Source organism: Antarctobacter sp., from assembly GCF_034670325.1.
GTDB lineage: Bacteria > Pseudomonadota > Alphaproteobacteria > Rhodobacterales > Rhodobacteraceae > Antarctobacter.
The window spans coordinates 56371-73559 of record NZ_JAXMNR010000006.1 but is presented as its reverse complement, the minus strand read 5'-3'; the positions used below and the strand labels follow the sequence as shown (position 1 = coordinate 73559).

Here is a 17189-nt window from a genome sequence, read left to right as displayed (position 1 = left end):
TTTGCCGCAAGGGCCGAGCTTTCCCGGCATAACGGAATATGATTTTAAGCAGGGCAGAACGCAATGGGAGGTGCGTGGGCCGTTCGGGTCTGCCGCCGTGGCCCTCCCGTGGACCACACTCGCAACTGATCAGGGTGAGACATGCAACGCAAATCGATGCTTCTGGGCCTTCTGAGTGCCTTTCTCGCGACGCCAGCACTGGCGCAAGACCTTCCCGTTCTGGGCAAACCGCAGGCTGGCGGGATGGGCTTTCAGCCCGCAGCGACCGAACTGGCCGCCGATCTTCAGTGGCTGGACGGGATGGTTCTGGTGATCATCACCATCATCACCCTCTTTGTGACCGGGCTGCTGGCCTTCGCCGCTGTTCGCTTCAACCAAAAGGCCAACCCGGTTCCCAAGGCCTTTACCCACAACTCGCCGCTCGAAGTGGCCTGGACCATTGGCCCGATCGTCATTCTGGTCTTCATTGGCGCGTTTTCGCTGCCGGTGCTGTTCAAGCAGCAAGAAATCCCCGAGGGCGACATCACCATCAAGGTGACAGGCTACCAATGGTACTGGGGCTATGAATACGTCGGCACCGATCTGGCCTATGACGCCTACATGATCGGCTCCCCCGCCACGGGCGGCGACAACCGGATGTCCCCGGATGTTGAGGCACAACTGGTCGAGGCCGGTTATGACAAGAGCGACTTTCTGCTGGCCACCGACACTGCGGTTGTCGTGCCGGTTGGCAAGACGATCGTCATGCAGGTCACCGGCGCGGACGTAATCCACTCGTGGACCATCCCCGCATTTGGCGTCAAGCAGGACGCGGTGCCGGGCCGTCTGGCGGAACTGTGGTTCACCCCGCAGAAAGAGGGCGTGTACTACGGTCAGTGCTCGGAACTCTGCGGCATTGCCCACGCCTACATGCCGATCACCGTCAAGGTTGTCAGCGAAGCCGCCTATGAGGCATGGCTGGCCGCCTCGATCGACGAAGGTGGTTACACCGATGTCCGCGCGGTTCTGACCAACTGAGCCTTGGTGGGCTGAAGCCCACCCTACGCTATATCCATAAGGTGCGCCGTAGCGGCGCATCTTTTGCCAAGGGACCCACGATGAGCGACGCAAGCCTGCATTCCGACGCCTATGAGAACGAGGCCCAGTTTGGCGATTATTTCGCCCTGCTGAAGCCGCGAGTCATGACGTTGGTGGTGTTCACGGCCTTTGTGGGCCTTCTGGCGGCACCGGTCGCAGTGCATCCGTTTGTCGGCTTCTGTGCCGTGCTGTTCATCGCTGTCGGCGGCGGTGCCTCTGGCGCGCTGAACATGTGGTACGATTCGGACATCGACGCGGTCATGAAGCGCACCGCCAAGCGCCCGATCCCCGCTGGCAAAGTCACCCGGGACGAAGCACTGGCGATCGGCCTGACACTGTCGGCCTTTGCCGTGATCTTCCTTGGCCTCGCCACCAACTGGGTGGCGGCGGGCCTGCTGGCCTTCACCATCTTCTTTTACGTTGTGATCTATACAATGTGGCTCAAGCGTCTGACGCCGCAGAATATCGTGATCGGCGGCGCCGCCGGGGCTTTCCCCCCGATGATCGGCTGGGCCGCCGCAACCGGCGATATCTCGACCGCCTCGGTGCTGATGTTCTGCCTGACCTTCCTGTGGACGCCGCCGCACTTCTGGGCGCTCGCCCTGTTTGTCCGCATGGACTATGACAACGCCACCGTGCCGATGCTGACCGTGACCCACGGTCGCCGCGCGACCCGCCGCCATATCCTTGCCTACACCGTCCTTCTGGCGGCTTTTGCCATCGGCCTTGGCTTTACTCAGGTCGGCGGGCCGGTCTATCTGGCCACCGCTCTGGTGCTGAACGCACTTTTCCTCAAGGGGGCAGTGCAAATCGTGCGCCGCGACGAAGCTGCCGCAGAGGCGGATGGCTACAAGGTGGAAAAGAAATTCTTCAAACTTTCGCTGCTCTACCTCTTCGCCCACTTCGGTGCCATTCTGGTGGACGCGGGCCTTGACCGCGTGGGGATCTGGGGATGAGCCTGAGCAAGCAACATGAGCTGCACAAACGCCGTCAAGGCCGAAACACCGGCGTCGGTCTGGTGCTGGCTGCTTTTGTCGTGATCATTCTTGGATTGACCTATGTGAAGATCACGCAGGGCGGCATTCAGATGCAGCCTCAGCAGGGAGTGTCCAATGGCGATTGACGGAAAACAAAAGACCCTTCTGCAAACAGTTGGTGTGGTTGTCCTGATGGGTGGCCTGGCTTGGGCCTCGGTGCCCTTCTACGACTGGTTCTGCAAGGTGACCGGCTTTGGCGGCACGCCCAATGTGGCCTCCGCTGCGGGCGACATTCTGGACAAGACGATCAAGATCCGCTTTGACGCCTCCAAAGAACGCGGGATGCCGTGGGAGTTCAAACCCGTCCAGCCTGAGATGACGATCCGCATCGGCGAAGAGGGTCTGGCCTTTTACGAGGCCTACAACCCCACCAACCGCCCCGTCGCCGGTCAGGCCAGCTACAACGTGACCCCTTACGAAGCGGGAGGATTTTTCTACAAGATCGACTGCTTCTGCTTCGAGGAACAGGTATTGATGCCCGGTGAACGGGTCCAGATGCCGGTCAGCTTCTTCGTCGACCCGGAGATCGTGACCGACCGGGATGCCAAGCACACCGGCCACATCACGTTAAGCTACACTTTCCACGAGATCGACCTGCCCGAAGAGGCGCAGGCCGCTCTTGACGCCAAAAGAGACGCGGACGCGTCCGTCAACTAACGCCAAGCGAGGGAACGAACTGACATGGCGCATGCAAAGAACCACGACTACCACATTCTGAACCCCTCTATCTGGCCGCTCTTGGGCGCAGTCTTCGCCTTTGCCATGCTGTTCGGCGCGGTGGCCTGGATGTCGGGTGAAATGACCATCCTGTTCAAAGCGATCACCCTGAGCGGCCCTTGGCTGTTCCTGATCGGTTTTGTTGGCGTGCTGTACGTCATGTTCGGCTGGTGGGCGGAAACCATCACCGAAAACAAGGTCGGCGATCACACACCCGTCGTGCTGATCGGCCTGCGTTACGGATTTATCCTGTTCATCATGTCCGAGGTGATGTTCTTCTTCGCCTGGTTCTGGTCGTTCTTCAAACACGCCATGTACCCGATGGATCCGGCCGGCAACTCCCCCGCCGTGGACGGCGTCTGGCCGCCCGCCGGGATCGAGACGTTCGACCCGTGGCACCTGCCGCTGATCAACACGCTGATCCTGCTCTGCTCGGGCGCTGCGGCGACATGGGCGCACCACGCGCTGGTGCATGAGGACAACCGTCAGGACGTCAAAAGCGGCCTGATCCTCGCCATCCTGCTGGGTTTGATCTTCACCGCCTTCCAAGCCTACGAATACAGCCACGCGGCCTTTGGCTTCTCTGGCAATATCTACGGTGCCAACTTCTTTATGGCGACGGGCTTTCACGGGATGCACGTGATCATCGGCACGATCTTCCTCTTCATCTGCCTGCTGCGCGTCTACCGCGGCCACTTCACTGCCGAAAATCACCTCGGCTTTGAGGCAGCAGCTTGGTACTGGCACTTCGTCGATGTGGTCTGGCTGTTCCTGTTCTGCGCCGTCTACATCTGGGGTGGCTGAGGGCTTGCACCCGCCGCGTCACGCGATAAACCAAGGCGCGCCCATAGGGGCGCGCCTTTTTCGTTTCGGAGGCTGTTCTTGAACCGCTACATCGCCCCCCTTGTCCTTGGCCTTAGCGGCATTGCGATCCTCGTGTGGCTGGGGACGTGGCAAATTCAGCGGCTGGAGTGGAAGCGCGGCATCCTGGATGACATCGAAACGACGATCGCTGGCGACCCACAACCCCTGCCCCGCCTCATCGACCCCGAGGCGCAGCGCTATCAGCCCGTCGTTTTAAACGGTGAGATCGGCAGCGACACGCTTGCCGTTCTGGTCTCCGTCAAGCAGCGCGGCGCGGGCTGGCGATTGGTCTCGGCTTTCCAGACCGAAGACGGACGGCGCATCCTGCTGGATCGTGGCTATGTACCCGTCGAACAGAAAGACCTGCCACGTTACGCGGGTACGGTCACGGTCCGAGGCAATCTGCACTGGCCGGATGATCGCAATTCCTCGACCCCCGACAACGACCCCGCCAAGAACATCTGGTACGCCCGCGATATCGGCCCGATGGCAGAGGCGCTGGGGACAGAGCCGCTGCTGGTCATCACCCGCGAAATGTCGCCCGCGGACAAGGGCGTGACGCCCCTGCCCGTCGACACCGGCGGCATTCCCAACGATCACTTGCAATATGCCATCACGTGGTTTTCGCTCGCCGCGGTCTGGCTCATCATGACAGGCGTCTGGATCTGGCGTCTCAAGACAGGCAAGGAGTCCTGACATGCGTTACATCTCGACCCGAGGACAGGCCCCCGCGCTGACATTCGAAGAGGCCATGCTGTCCGGTCTGGCCCGCGATGGTGGCCTGTACGTGCCCGAAACCATCCCGCAGATGAGCGCCGACGACATCCGCGCCCTGCACGGTCTCAGCTATGAGGAAACCGCCTTTCGCGTGATGCGCCCCTTTGTGGGCGATGGCTTCACCGATGAGGTTTTTGCCGACCTGATCGCAAAGGCCTACGCCGGGTTTGACCACAATGCCCGCGCGCCGATGGTTCAGATTGCGCCGGGGCATTTTCTGCTGGAACTGTTCCACGGCCCCACGCTGGCCTTCAAGGACTTCGCCATGCAGTTGATCGGCCAATTGTTCCAAGAGGCACTGGAACGGCGCGGAGAGCGGGTGACCATCGTTGGCGCGACCTCCGGCGACACCGGTTCTGCCGCCATCGAGGCGTTCAAGGGGCTCGACAATGTCGATGTCTTTATCCTCTACCCGCATGGCCGCGTGTCAGAGGTACAGCGCCGCCAGATGACCACCCCGTCCGAGGCGAACGTGCACGCGCTGGCGATGGATGGTCATTTCGACGACTGTCAGGCCCGCCTCAAGGACATGTTCAACCATTTTGAGTTCCGCGACACCGTGCGGCTGGCAGGCGTGAACAGCATCAACTGGGCGCGCGTTCTGGCTCAGGTGGTCTACTACTTCTCCTCCGCCGTCAGCCTTGGCGCGCCGGACCGCAAGGTCAGCTTCACCGTGCCGACCGGCAACTTTGGCGACATCTTTGCCGGCTACATCGCCAAGCGCATGGGCTTGCCCATCGACCGGCTGGTGGTTGCGACCAACCAAAACGACATCCTCCACCGCTGCCTGTCGTCGGGCGCCTACGCCACGTCAGAGGTGCATCCCTCGATCAGCCCCTCGATGGACATTCAGGTCAGCAGCAACTTTGAGCGCGCCCTGTTTGACGCCTATGGCCGCGATGGCAACGCCGTGGCGCAGTTGATGGATGAACTCAAATCCGGCGGTTTCAACGTCAGCCAGGGCGCGTTGCAGGCGCTGCGGGAACATTTCGACAGCGGCCGCGTGTCCGAGGATCAGACGCTGGACACCATCCGCAGCGCCAACGCGTCGATGGGCGAACTGCTATGCCCGCATTCCGCCATTGGCGTGCGTGTCGGTGAGGACATGCGCGACCCGGCGACGCCAATGATCACGCTGGCCACCGCCCATCCGGCCAAGTTCCCCGACGCGGTTGAAAAGGCCAGCGGCATTCGCCCCCCTCTTCCAAATCGCATGGCGGACCTTTATGAGCGTTCGGAACGGGTAACCCGGGTCGAAAACGACCTCACCGCCCTAGAGACCCTCATTCAGGAGCGTATTGCCAAGTGACTGTTAAACTCGCCACACTCTCCAACGGATTGCGTATCGTGACCGAAGACATGCCCGGCCTGCAATCGGCCGCTGTCGGTCTCTGGGTCACGGCAGGCGGACGGCATGAGCGGGTCGAGCAGAACGGCATTGCCCATTTCCTTGAACACATGGCCTTTAAGGGGACCAAGCGGCGCAGCGCGTTGCAGATCGCCGAGGCGATCGAGGATGTGGGCGGCTATATCAACGCCTATACCTCGCGCGAAGTGACCGCCTACTACGCCCGCGTGCTGAAGGCCGATGTCGGTCTTGCCGTCGATGTTCTGGCAGACATCCTGCGCAACCCGGTCTTTGACCCCTCAGAGATTGAGGTTGAACGCCACGTGATCCTGCAGGAGATCGGTCAGGCGCATGACACGCCCGACGATGTGATCTTTGACTGGTTGCAGGAAAAGGCCTACCCAGACCAACCCATCGGGCGCACCATCCTTGGGGAAACGGCGCGGGTGCAGGGCTTTAACCGCGACGATCTGGCCGCCTTCGTCAATGAACACTACGGCCCGGATCAGATGATCCTGTCCGCCGCTGGTGGCGTCGATCACGACGCGCTGGTGAAACAGGCCGAAGACCTGTTTGGCGACATGGTCCCGCGCAGCGCCCTGAGCGCCGATGCCGCCCGCTTTCACGGCGGCGAGGCGCGGCGGACCAAGGACCTTGAGCAGGCGCATCTGGCGCTGGCGTTCGAGGCACCGGGCTATCGCGACGCCGATTTCTACGCCGCACAGATATATTCTGTCGCCCTTGGTGGCGGCATGTCCTCGCGCCTGTTTCAGGAGATCCGCGAAAAGCGTGGCCTCTGCTACACGATCTTCGCGCAGAACGGGGCCTATGCCGACACCGGCATGACCACGATCTATGCCGGCACCTCGGGTGCCGAAATGCCCGAACTCATCAACCTGACCATAGATGAGATGAAGCGCGCCACCGAGGATATGAGCGACGCCGAGGTTGAGCGCGCCCGCGCCCAGATGAAGGCCGGTCTGCTCATGGGTCTCGAAAGCCCGTCCTCGCGTGCCGAACGCAGCGCCCGCATGATCCAGATCTGGGGAGAAGTTCCGGCAATCGAAAAGACTGTGGCCAAGATCGACGCGGTCACCCGCGCCGACGTGCTGCGCTTTGCCGAGGAACAGGCCGCACAGGCCGCCGCCGCACTGGCGCTTTACGGGCCGGTGGACAATGCCCCCACCCTTGCCGAACTGCAGGCGCGCCGGGCTGCATGATGCTGGCGTTCAGGCGCAAGGTGAGGCTTGAAACAGAGCGGCTGACCCTGCGCCCGCCGATCCATTCCGACTATACGCCATGGTCGCTCTTGCGCCGCGAAAGCGAGAACTTCCTGACCCCGTGGGAGCCGTCCTGGGCGGCGGATCACCTGACGCGCAAGGCCTTTACCAACCGCGTCTACTGGGCCTCGCGCTCTATCGGGTCCGGCAGCGCCCTGCCCATGTTCATCATCCGCCGCGAAGATCAGGCGCTGCTGGGGGCGATCACGCTGGACAACATCCGCCGTGGTCCGGCGCAGGCCGGCACCCTTGGCTACTGGGTTGGCGAACGGTACACGCGGCACGGCTATATGACAGAGGCCATCGCTGCCATGGTCCACCATGCCTTTGAACACATGGGACTGAGCCGGCTAGAGGCCGCCTGCCTGCCCGAGAATGTCGCCTCACGCGGGTTGCTGGAACAGTCGGGGTTCAAATACGAAGGCGTCGCGCAAAGCTATCTTCAGATCAATGGACGCTGGCGGACCCATGTCCTGTATTCCGCGTTGCGGATTGATCGGCGCGGGCGCACAGACATCGGGTGATCCCCGGCAGCGCCCCTGTGCCCTGCGCGAAATCCCGGCAAACGCCGCCGCATCCCTCCGAACAACGCTTTTGTGCATTTGGCAGATCGCGCTCTCGCGCTACCCTCAGATCATTCCTTTGTGCCAGCCGTAGGAGTGTCCGATGATCCGCCTCGCCGCAGCCATGCTCTGCCTCTTTGCCAGCGCCCTCAGCGCGCAAGAACAGCGCCGCCCCAGCCATTGCATCGCCATCGCCGAGGCCGCACCGGGGCTGGAATATCTGCACAAGGCCAGCTGGACTGATCCGATACCTGACTACAGCGTGCGTATTCATTACATCGCCCACGCGTCTTTCATGATCCAGACACGCGGCGGGCTGGAGGCGGTGACCGATTTCAACGGCTTTATCGGCAACACACGGCTGATCCCCGACATCGTGACCATGAACCATGCCCATACCACCCATTGGACCAATGCCATAGACCCGGCCATTCCGCACGTCTTGCGCGGTTGGGGGGCCGAGTTCGGCAGCGGCATCGAACATCATCTGGATCTGGGCGAAATGCTGATCCGCAATGTCTCGACCGACATCCGCTCGGCCTATGGCGGGGATGAGCCGAACGGCAATTCGATCTTCATCTTCGAGGTAGAGGGGCTGTGCATCGCCCATCTGGGCCACCTGCACCACGAACCAACCTCCCGGCAATATGCCGCCCTCGGGCGCGCCGATATCCTGATGGTGCCGGTGGATGGCGGCATGACAATCCCTCTGGCAACCGTGGAACGCATTGTTGACCGGCTGAAAAGCTCCATCGTGATCCCGATGCACTGGTTCTCGGGCTACGCGCTGGAGCAGTTCCTTGCCAATGTGGACGACACCTTTGCCATCGACCGGCGCGACGGTGCCACGCTGGAGGTCTCGCTGCGCGACCTGCCCTCGCGGCCCACGGTGATCGTGTTGCAGCCGCGCTTTCTTAGCGATCCGGACTGATCCGCCCGCTTCTTGCGATCTCATCTTTGTGCACAGTCCCAGAGGCGCATCCGGGGCTGGCCCCGCCCCCCTGCGCGTGCCACAACCACGCCCAGTAATGCGAGGAGGACCTCATGCCGCTTGCCCCTGCCGATGACGCTTTCTCCAGCCGTCTGGCCCAGTCTCTGCCGACCGATACCCTGCGCCCGGCAGAGCCGCGCTTTCGCGAAGAACCGCGCGGGCGCTGGACCAGCAACAGCAAATGGGTGGCCCTGCCGCGCAACACCGAAGAGGTGGCGGCCATCGTCAGAACCTGCGCTGCCGAGGGTGTCGGCATTATCCCCTATGGCGGCGGGACCGGGCTTGTCGGTGGTCAGCTACAGCCCGACGGGCCCGCGCCTTTGATCCTGTCGCTGGAACGCATGTCTGCCATCCGCGCCGTCTATCCGCAGGAAAACGTCGCCGTAGTCGAGGCCGGGACAATCCTGACCGACGTCCAGCGCGCGTCCGAGGCAGCCGACCGCCTGTTTCCCCTGTCGCTGGCCTCCGAAGGGTCGGCGCGGATCGGCGGGCTACTGGCCACCAACGCGGGCGGCGTCAATACGCTGCGCTATGGCAATGCGCGCGATCTGGTGCTGGGGCTGGAGGCGGTGTTGCCCGATGGGTCGGTCTGGCACGGGCTCAAACGGCTGCGCAAGGACAACACGGGTTATGACCTGCGCCACCTGCTGATCGGCTCTGAGGGGTCGCTGGGGATCATCACGGCGGCCAGCCTCAAGCTGTCGCCCCGTCCCGCCGCCACCGGGACGGCCTTGATGACCGTGACCTCGCCCGAGGCGGCGCTGGCGCTGCTGGCGCTGGCACGAGGGCAACTGGGTGAGACGGTCAGCGCCTTTGAGCTGATGCACCGCATGGGGTTCGACTTTCTTGCCGAAACCCTTCCCGAACTGCGCCAGCCTTGGGACAGCCCGCCAGAGTGGGCGGTTTTGATCGAGATCGGACTGGGTGTCGGGTCCGATGCGGCCACAGCCCTAGAGACCATCTTTGCCGAGGCCTTTGAGGCCGGATTGGTGACAGACGGAATCGTGGCGCAGTCTGTCGCGCAATCGCGCGACCTCTGGACCCTGCGCGAACACATCCCCGAAGCGAACCGGCGGATCGGCGCGGTGTCGAGCCACGACATCTCTGTGCCGCTGGGGCTCATCCCCGAATTCATCACCCGTGGCGGGGCCGCGCTGGCGACGCTGGGCGATTGGCGGATCAACTGCTTTGGCCACGTCGGCGACGGCAATCTGCACTATAATGTCTTTCCTGCGCCGGGGCGCACCCGCGAGGATCACACAGATCAGCGCGACGCGATCAAGACCTGCGTGCATGACCTTGTGCATGACCTGGGCGGGTCGATCAGCGCCGAACATGGCATCGGGCGGCTGAAGGTCGACGATCTGGAACGCTACGGCGACCCGGCCAAACTGGCGGCGATGCGGGCGATCAAGGCGGCGCTGGACCCCAAGGGCATCATGAACCCCGGCGCGGTGGTGCGGGCCTGAGTCAGATCAAGGTCCCGGATCACATCCCGGACGGGATCGCTCTACGGTGACATCACCCGAAACACGCAGCCGTCCGAGATCAGCTCCGGCGGGGTCAGGCACAACCCGCGCGCCACGCTGAAGGCGGCCAGCACTTTGGGCACATAGTCACGCGTTTCGGCATAGGGTGGCACGCCGCTGTGCTTACCAATCGAATTCTCACCGGCATTGTACCCTGCCAGCACAAGGATCGGGTCGCCCTCGAACTTTTCCATCAGGAAATCGAGGAAAGCCACGCCACCCCGGATGTTCTGCGTCGCATCAAAGGCATCCTTGACCCCGAAACGCTCTGCCGTGGCGGGCATCAACTGCATCAGCCCCTGCGCGCCTGCCTTGCTTTTGGCGCGCGACTCTCCGGCGGATTCCACCGCGATGACCGCCAGCGCCAGCGCGGGCGACACGCGCGTCCCCACCGTTTCACGCAACAGGTCCACACCGTGCGCCTGCGCGATCTCCTGCAAGCCTTGCAAACGCGGTGCGCCAACGCTCTGGCCTTCGGGGCCTTTTGTCAGGGTGGCCAGCGCCGGGGTCAGACGGCCCGGCCCGGTGGCTGTAACCTCGGGTGAGACCGTGTTCCAGAACCACGCATAACTGCCCAGCGGAACAGCGGGCGCACCGGCAATCGCGCCGGTGACCACGCCGGCCTGTGGTGCGGGCTTCGGAGACGGGGCCGAGGCAAGCGGCGGCGCAACCGCCGGATTGGCGCGCGGGGCGATTTGAACAGTGATCCGTTTCTTGGTGCCGGATTCGGGTGGTTTGACCCGTTTAAAGGTGAAATCCTTGAAAGCCGGGGGGGAACTGGCCGCCTCCTGCGCCTGCGCGCCCTGCGCACAGATAAAAATGGCCGCAATTGCGGCGCTCACACGTGTCCTGACGACCATGGGCCTGCTCGATCCCCGTTTTTAGGTCCTTATTATTCTTATTTTGGCACAATCCGGCCAATTTATCCATCAGTGTTGCGCATTGGAAAACCATCGTCACCCAAAGCGCGCAGCACAGGGCCAAAACCCGGTCCCAGACTCATCCCGTCGATATATTTTCTCATTAAAAAGCAGTCGCTTAACCATTTTTAAGCCAAAAAACTGCAAGGCTCCAAAATCACACCATTCGAGACACACTCTCGCCCCAAACCACCGGCAATTTACAGTCATACCGACGACGGACAGGGCAAGTTGAGAGAGGCCCGCTACGACCCCGAGACGGTGAATGTGAAAAACGCACACATCTACGGAGAGAGAACAATGATCAACTTTATCAAGAACTTCCGCAAAGACGAAGACGGCGCTGTCACGGTTGACTGGGTCGTCCTGACCGCAGCTGTCGTGGGTCTGGCCGTGGCCGCCTACTCGACCATCGAAACCAACTCGCAGGCGCTGATCGACGCAGCCGCCGCACGTGTGGCTCTCGAAAACGACTTCTAAGTCGGCAGCGGCGTAATCGCCGCAAACCACAAGGCGCGCCCCGATGTGGCGCGCCACCTACCCAAACCCGCGGCCACGACGGTCGCTTGATATAGCGACCAATAGGTCGAACCGGAGAAAAACCATGATCAACTTCATCAAGAACTTCCGCAAAGACGAAGACGGCGCCGTTACAGTTGACTGGGTCGTCCTGACCGCAGCTGTCGTGGGTCTGGCCGTGGCCGCCTACTCGACCATCGAAACCAACTCGCAGGCGCTGATCGACGCAGCCGCTGCACGTGTGGCTCTCGAAAACGACTTCTAAGTCGGCTGATCGTTTAACGATCACCTGAAGTCCAGGCGCGCGCTGCGGTGCGCGCCTTTTTCAAACCCGCATATCTTTACGTGCGGCCCCCCAGCCCCGGAGTTACACCATGCGCGTTCTGCTTAGTGCCTTTCTGAAGAAAGAAGATGGTGCCGTGACCGTGGATTGGGTCGTTCTGACTGCTGCTATCGTGGGTCTCTGCATCGCTGCCTATACCGCTGCGGAAACCGCCACGCTTGGCCTGCGCGACGGCGTTTCCGCCGAACTGGTGCGCCAGAACGATTTCTGATCCCTTCCGCCATGCAAACCGCCGGCGGCCCGGAAGCGGGCCGCCCTTCGGTGCGCGGACATGAAACTACCTGAACAGGGGCGGGTCGCCAAAGTGCCCCGCCCCTGTCCCGTTCTTGCCGCAATCGCATGGCAATGTGATCCAAAGCCGGACCGCCGGCCAATGTCGTGACATTCCAAGTGAGGTGACCCATGCGACTCGTATTCGGACTCGTGCTCATCGCCGGCCTCGCCCTGGCGGGCTTTGCCGTCTACATGGCGCAGAACTATATCGGTGCCTACGAAAGCGCGCTGGCACAGGAACGTGCCAAGTCGGGCACGTCGGTGCCGGTGGCGGAGGTCTATGTGACCACGCGCGCCATCAGCTATGGCGAAGAAATCAAGAAAGAGGACGTGGTTCTGACCCCCTGGCCCAAAAAGGCCCTGCCAGAGACGTATTTCGACGCCGAAAACCCCTTTTTCGTCACCGGTGAGGGCGCGCGCCTGGCGATGCGCCCGATCGAAAAGAGCGAAGTGTTGATGGCCGTCAAGGTCTCCGAGCCGGGCGGCGACGCAGGACTGACATCGCGTCTGGCCCGCGGACAGCGCGCCTTTGCCATCAAGGTCGACGTGGCCTCGGGCGTATCGGGCTTTTTGCGTCCCGGCGACCGGGTCGACGTATACTGGACGGGCCGCCTGCCCGGCGAGATTGGCGAGCGATCCTCTGGCGAAGTCACCAAGCTGATCCAGACCGGGATCAATCTGATCGCCATCGACCAGACATCGGACACCGAATACAACACTGCCACCATCGCGCGCACCGTGACCGTGGCCGCCAGCCCGCAGCAAGTCGCGGCACTGGCACAGGCGCAATCGACCGGAAAGCTGTCTCTGTCGCTGATGTCGCAACTGGATGACACCGTTGCCGAGGCAATCGAGGTCGATCAGCTCTCGCTGCTTGGCATCGTCGCCGAAGAGCAGATTGAAAAGAAAGCGTCAAAGTCCTGCACCACCCGGGTGCGCCGCGGTGCCGACGTGGTCGAGATCCCGATCCCCTGCACCAACTGAACGCCGTTTCAACGGGCGAATTCAACCGCTTGACTCAAATGGGCTCCCGCCGACGCGGGGGCCCATTTTTTTGCGACAAAATCACATCTGTTGCGGGTTATCCACATAAGTACCCCGCCTGAACCCATTGATTCTTGCATAAAAACAAGAAATGCTGCATGTTTGGAAAAATGCAGGCGATAGACCTGCGACCGAGGCGTGATCGAGAGGCAGGTCACATGAAAATTGACAGATTCCTAAAGGCAGCCCTGTTGGGCCTGTCGCTAACGGCCGCGCCGTTTGTCAGTGAGGTGCAGGCGGACACGCTGCGCATCCTGCGCAATGGCACTCAGCCGATATTGAATGTTCCGATGAACCGGGCGCTGGTCGTTGAAAGCGATCTGCCCTTTGCCGAACTTTCGATCGCCAACCCCGCCATCGCCGATATTTCGTCGTTGAACGACCGCAACATCTATGTGCTGGGAAAGTCGCCCGGGACAACGACGCTGACCATTCTGGACGCGGCCGGTGAGTTGATCACCAACGTCGATATCCGGGTCTCGCCGGATGTGTCTGAGTTCAAGGAACGTCTGCGCCAGATCCTGCCGCAGGAAAAGATCGAAGTGCGCACCGCCAATGACGGCATTGTCCTGTCGGGCACCGTCACCTCGACCGGGCGGATGCAGCGGGCGCTGGAACTTGCAGAACGCTATGCACCGGAACGGGTGTCGAACCTTATGTCCGTGGGCGGCGTCCAGCAGGTGATGCTGAAGGTCCGCTTTGCAGAAATGGAACGCACGGCGGCCAAGATGCTGCGCACCTCGCTGGCAACAGGCGGATCGGTGCTGGACGGCAATCTGGGTCTGGAACTGGGCACCGGAAACGCCGCTTCTTTGGCGGATGTGGACGCGGTGGCCGACAAGCTGGCGCCCAAAGCCATTGATGTCGAGGGCGCGGTCCTGTTTGGGTTCAACGCCGGCGGTCTCGAGGTGGGCATCCTGCTTGAATCGCTGGAACGCAAAGGCGTTGTCCGCACCCTGGCGGAACCGAACCTGACCGCCCTGTCTGGTCAGGAAGCCAAGTTTCTGGCCGGCGGCGAATATCCGATCCCGGTCAGCCAGCAGAACAACACGATCACCATCGAATACAAACCCTTCGGTGTTGAATTGAACTTTATCCCGCGGGTGATTGACGGCGATCTGATCAATCTCGAACTCGAAGCGGCGGTCTCGTCGATCGACACCGGCAACGCAATTGTCTTGTCGGACATTGCGGTCAACGCCTTCAAGCGGCGCGAAACCTCGACCACGGTCGAACTTCGCGACGGTGAAAGCTTTGCCATCGCGGGTCTGTTGATGGACGATTTCACCGATTCCAACGCCCAGCTTCCGTGGCTGGGGGACGTGCCGGTGCTGGGCGCGCTGTTCCGCAGTGCAGAATTTGAGCGCTCGCAGTCGGAACTGGTGATCATCGTGACGCCGCATCTGGTGACCCCGACCCGGGGCGAATATTTCGCCCTGCCCACCGACCGAGTTGTGCCGCCAACCGAACGGGACTTGTTCCTGCGCGGAAAAGTGGCGGGCAAACCCGGTGGCGGCGTGCCGAAAACCGGTGCCGCAGGCGAAGTGGCCAAGCAGGATTTCACCGGGTCTTACGGATATGTGATGGACTGATGCAGAGGCGCAAAATGACCAGGTTTCCGATAACCGCCGCCCTGGCAATGGGCCTAGTGATCGCCGGATGCAGCAAGACGCCGGACGGCTTCGACCGTCAGGCGGGCGCGCTGATCGACACTGGTCATTTCGGCAATGCCACGATGAACAACCATCAGCTGATGACCGGCGAAAAACAGATCATCTACGATCTTTCGCAGCGGTTCGCCTCTGAGGTGATGACAACGGTCAATTTTGCCTTCAACAGCGCAGAACTGGACCACGGAGCGCGCGACACCCTGCGCGAACAGGCGCAGTGGATACGGCAGTTCCCCGAAATCCGCTTTCGCGTCTACGGCCACACCGACAAGGTCGGCGGCGATGCCTTCAACAAGCGGCTGGGCCTGCGCCGGGCACATGCAGTTGTGAACTATCTGGCCAGCCAGGGCATCAGCAAGTCGCGGCTGGAGGCGGTTGTCTCCTACGGCGAAACACAGCCCCTGATCGTGACCGAAGGCCGCGAACGCCGCAACCGGCGCACCGTGACCGAGGTTTCAGGCTTTGTCGCGCGGCATCCCACGGTGATGGACGGAAAATATGCCGAAGTCATCTACCGCGAATACATCCGCAGCGCCGAACCGACGACGGTGCTGACCGGGCAGCAGGGTCAGGATCTGGCCGTTACCCAGTAACGCGACCCAACACCTGCCAACGCGACAAGGGGCCAGCCGGCCCCTTTTTGCTGCCCACCTCAAACCCTCCGTTCGGGCCCTGTTCCGGCTCCAGTCGCGCCGATTCCGGCGGTTTCCCTCCCCTTCTGAAACGATACACGCGCAAATTGTTCCAAGTTTTTGGTTGACCGTTGTGGGGGCACGATTGCGCCCCAAGGCCCGGATTCGGTCCTCGTTCACCGCACAATTTCGGTTTTTTGGCCCAAATGTTGCCTCGATTGTGGGGGAATGTCCCCTTGGAGAACCAGTGCGTGCCGCGACCCGAGTCGCGCACCGCGGGACCGGGGGACACGTCTTCGCCACGTCACCCGATCCGGCAAATTTAGAGGACGACAGGTATGACGAACGCGACATCACAGCAAATGGAGCCAGCGCCGATCGTGGCCTGCACGATCAGCCGCGATGTCCAGAACTTCGACCTGCTCATCGACGACATGGAAGCTCTGCTCGGCGAAGGTTGGGGCGATCTGGGGTTCGACGAGGCCGCGACCTTCCTGCGCCAGCCGGACGCCCGGTCGCTGGAGTTCGTCGCGATGGCCATCGACGCCATAGACGAGCCTGACCTGCCAATGCTGACCAGCGTGATCCGGGCGGCCAAGGAAAACGGCGTCAAGGTGATCCTGATCGCCGAGGACGTCACCCCGGCCTCCTTGCACCACCTGCTGCGCGACGGCGCGGATGAATTTGTCCCCTACCCCCTGCCCGAGGGCGAACTGGCCGGTGCGCTGGAACGCCTGCGCAAACCGGCCCCGACACCCGCCACCGTCGAAGCGGCACCAAGCACCGGCACCGAAGGCGTCAAGCTTTCGGGTGGCGGCGATGGCGTCCTGATCGGCGTCCACGGGTTGGCCGGCGGGGTCGGCGCGACCACGCTGGCGGTGAACCTGGCCTATGAACTGGCCATCGGCGGCAAGGACAAGCAGCCAAAGGTCTGCCTGATCGACCTCGGCCTGCAATTTGGATCGGTCTCGACCTATCTCGACCTGCCGCGCCGCGAGGCGGTGTTCGAAACCCTGTCGGACATTGAATCGATGGACGGCGACGCGTTTGCTCAGGCGCTGGTCAGCTTCGAGGACCAGTTGCAGGTCTTTACCGCGCCTGCCGACATCCTGCCGCTGGACATCATAGGCCCGCCCGAGGTCAAGAAGCTGCTCGACATCACGCGAGAGCATTTCGACTATGTCATCGTCGACATGCCAACAACGCTGGTGCAGTGGACCGAAACGGTTCTGGCCGAGTCGCAACTATATTTTGCGCTGATCGAACTCGACATGCGGTCGGCCCAGAACACCCTGCGCCTGAAACGCGCGCTGCAATCCGAAGACCTGCCCTTTGATAAGATCCGTTTCGCACTCAACCGGGCGCCGAAATTCACCGATCTTCAGGGCAAAAGCCGGGTCAAACGGCTCGCCGACAGTCTCGCCATTGCGCTGGACGTCCAACTGCCCGACGGCGGGCGAACAGTGATGCAGGCCTGCGACCACGGCCTGCCGCTGGCCAACCATGCCGCAAAGAACCCGCTCCGCCGCGAGATCGTCAAGCTTGCACAACAGCTTAATGCCATCGGCGCCAGCGATGCCGAGGCCGCCTGATTACGAGGACCGT

General features: G+C 62.1%; 19 protein-coding genes. 18 read left to right on the top strand and 1 reads right to left on the bottom strand.

Translation table 11 applies throughout. From position 1 onward, the window contains the following. Positions 1–141 precede the first annotated feature (141 nt). The 11 genes from coxB to VOI21_RS15755 all read left to right on the top strand — a co-directional run bounded on the left by coxB (position 142) and on the right by VOI21_RS15755 (position 10123). Positions 142–1017, top strand: a complete 876-nt coding sequence (coxB, locus tag VOI21_RS15805; protein WP_323770903.1) for a cytochrome c oxidase subunit II — start codon at positions 142–144, stop codon at positions 1015–1017. 80 nt (positions 1018–1097) lie between these two features. Next, positions 1098–2033, top strand: a complete 936-nt coding sequence (gene cyoE, locus VOI21_RS15800) for a heme o synthase (protein WP_323770902.1) — start codon at positions 1098–1100, stop codon at positions 2031–2033. Next, positions 2030–2200, top strand: coding sequence for a cytochrome C oxidase assembly protein (locus tag VOI21_RS15795; RefSeq protein WP_323770901.1), 171 nt, complete (start codon positions 2030–2032; stop codon positions 2198–2200). The genes cyoE and VOI21_RS15795 overlap by 4 nt, the downstream gene beginning before the upstream one ends. After that, a complete protein-coding gene (locus VOI21_RS15790) occupies positions 2190–2771 on the top strand; it encodes a cytochrome c oxidase assembly protein (RefSeq protein WP_323770900.1) in 582 nt (193 codons plus the stop codon). Before VOI21_RS15795 ends, VOI21_RS15790 begins: the two co-directional genes overlap by 11 nt. Positions 2772–2795: 24 nt before the next feature. Beyond that, positions 2796–3635, top strand: a complete 840-nt coding sequence (locus VOI21_RS15785) for a cytochrome c oxidase subunit 3 (RefSeq protein WP_323770899.1) — start codon at positions 2796–2798, stop codon at positions 3633–3635. Between the two features lie 78 nt (positions 3636–3713). Beyond that, a complete protein-coding gene (locus VOI21_RS15780) occupies positions 3714–4391 on the top strand; it encodes an SURF1 family protein (protein ID WP_323770898.1) in 678 nt (225 codons plus the stop codon). Between the two features lies 1 nt (position 4392). Beyond that, entirely contained in the window at positions 4393–5781 is a 1389-nt protein-coding gene (gene thrC / locus VOI21_RS15775) for a threonine synthase (RefSeq protein ID WP_323770897.1), read from the top strand. Then, positions 5778–7040, top strand: a complete 1263-nt coding sequence (locus VOI21_RS15770) for a pitrilysin family protein (RefSeq protein ID WP_323770896.1) — start codon at positions 5778–5780, stop codon at positions 7038–7040. Before thrC ends, VOI21_RS15770 begins: the two co-directional genes overlap by 4 nt. Beyond that, complete coding sequence (locus VOI21_RS15765) at positions 7040–7624, top strand: GNAT family protein (RefSeq protein ID WP_323771185.1); 585 nt, start codon at positions 7040–7042, stop codon at positions 7622–7624. The genes VOI21_RS15770 and VOI21_RS15765 overlap by 1 nt, the downstream gene beginning before the upstream one ends. A gap of 142 nt (positions 7625–7766) precedes the next feature. After that, positions 7767–8594 (top strand): MBL fold metallo-hydrolase, encoded by an 828-nt coding sequence (locus VOI21_RS15760; protein WP_323770895.1) that lies wholly within the window; start codon positions 7767–7769, stop codon positions 8592–8594. Positions 8595–8707: 113 nt separating this feature from the next. Further along, positions 8708–10123: an FAD-binding oxidoreductase gene (locus tag VOI21_RS15755; RefSeq protein WP_323770894.1), complete on the top strand. Its 1416-nt coding sequence runs from the start codon at positions 8708–8710 to the stop codon at positions 10121–10123. Positions 10124–10164: 41 nt separating this feature from the next. Here the strand turns inward: VOI21_RS15755 and VOI21_RS15750 are convergent, their stop codons facing one another. Continuing rightward, entirely contained in the window at positions 10165–11043 is an 879-nt protein-coding gene (locus tag VOI21_RS15750; RefSeq protein ID WP_323770893.1) for a lytic transglycosylase domain-containing protein, read from the bottom strand. Positions 11044–11403: 360 nt separating this feature from the next. Here VOI21_RS15750 and VOI21_RS15745 point away from each other — a divergent pair, with 360 nt between their 5' ends. The 7 genes from VOI21_RS15745 (at position 11404) to VOI21_RS15715 (ending at position 17176) form a co-directional block, all read left to right on the top strand. Then, on the top strand, positions 11404–11583 hold the full coding sequence (locus tag VOI21_RS15745; protein WP_094036710.1) for a hypothetical protein: 180 nt from the start codon (positions 11404–11406) through the stop codon (positions 11581–11583). A gap of 124 nt (positions 11584–11707) precedes the next feature. Then, positions 11708–11887 (top strand): hypothetical protein, encoded by a 180-nt coding sequence (locus VOI21_RS15740; RefSeq protein WP_094036710.1) that lies wholly within the window; start codon positions 11708–11710, stop codon positions 11885–11887. Between the two features lie 109 nt (positions 11888–11996). After that, positions 11997–12176, top strand: coding sequence for a hypothetical protein (locus VOI21_RS15735; RefSeq protein WP_094036711.1), 180 nt, complete (start codon positions 11997–11999; stop codon positions 12174–12176). Between the two features lie 191 nt (positions 12177–12367). Further along, positions 12368–13222, top strand: coding sequence for a Flp pilus assembly protein CpaB (gene cpaB, locus VOI21_RS15730; protein ID WP_323770892.1), 855 nt, complete (start codon positions 12368–12370; stop codon positions 13220–13222). 218 nt (positions 13223–13440) lie between these two features. After that, positions 13441–14874 carry a type II and III secretion system protein family protein gene (locus VOI21_RS15725; RefSeq protein WP_323770891.1) on the top strand — a complete coding sequence of 478 codons (1434 nt, stop codon included), beginning with the start codon at positions 13441–13443 and terminating at the stop codon, positions 14872–14874. A 14-nt stretch (positions 14875–14888) separates the two neighbouring features. Beyond that, entirely contained in the window at positions 14889–15545 is a 657-nt protein-coding gene (locus tag VOI21_RS15720; protein WP_416358981.1) for an OmpA family protein, read from the top strand. Positions 15546–15922: 377 nt separating this feature from the next. Beyond that, positions 15923–17176, top strand: coding sequence for an AAA family ATPase (locus VOI21_RS15715; protein ID WP_323770890.1), 1254 nt, complete (start codon positions 15923–15925; stop codon positions 17174–17176). Positions 17177–17189: the final 13 nt, after the last annotated feature.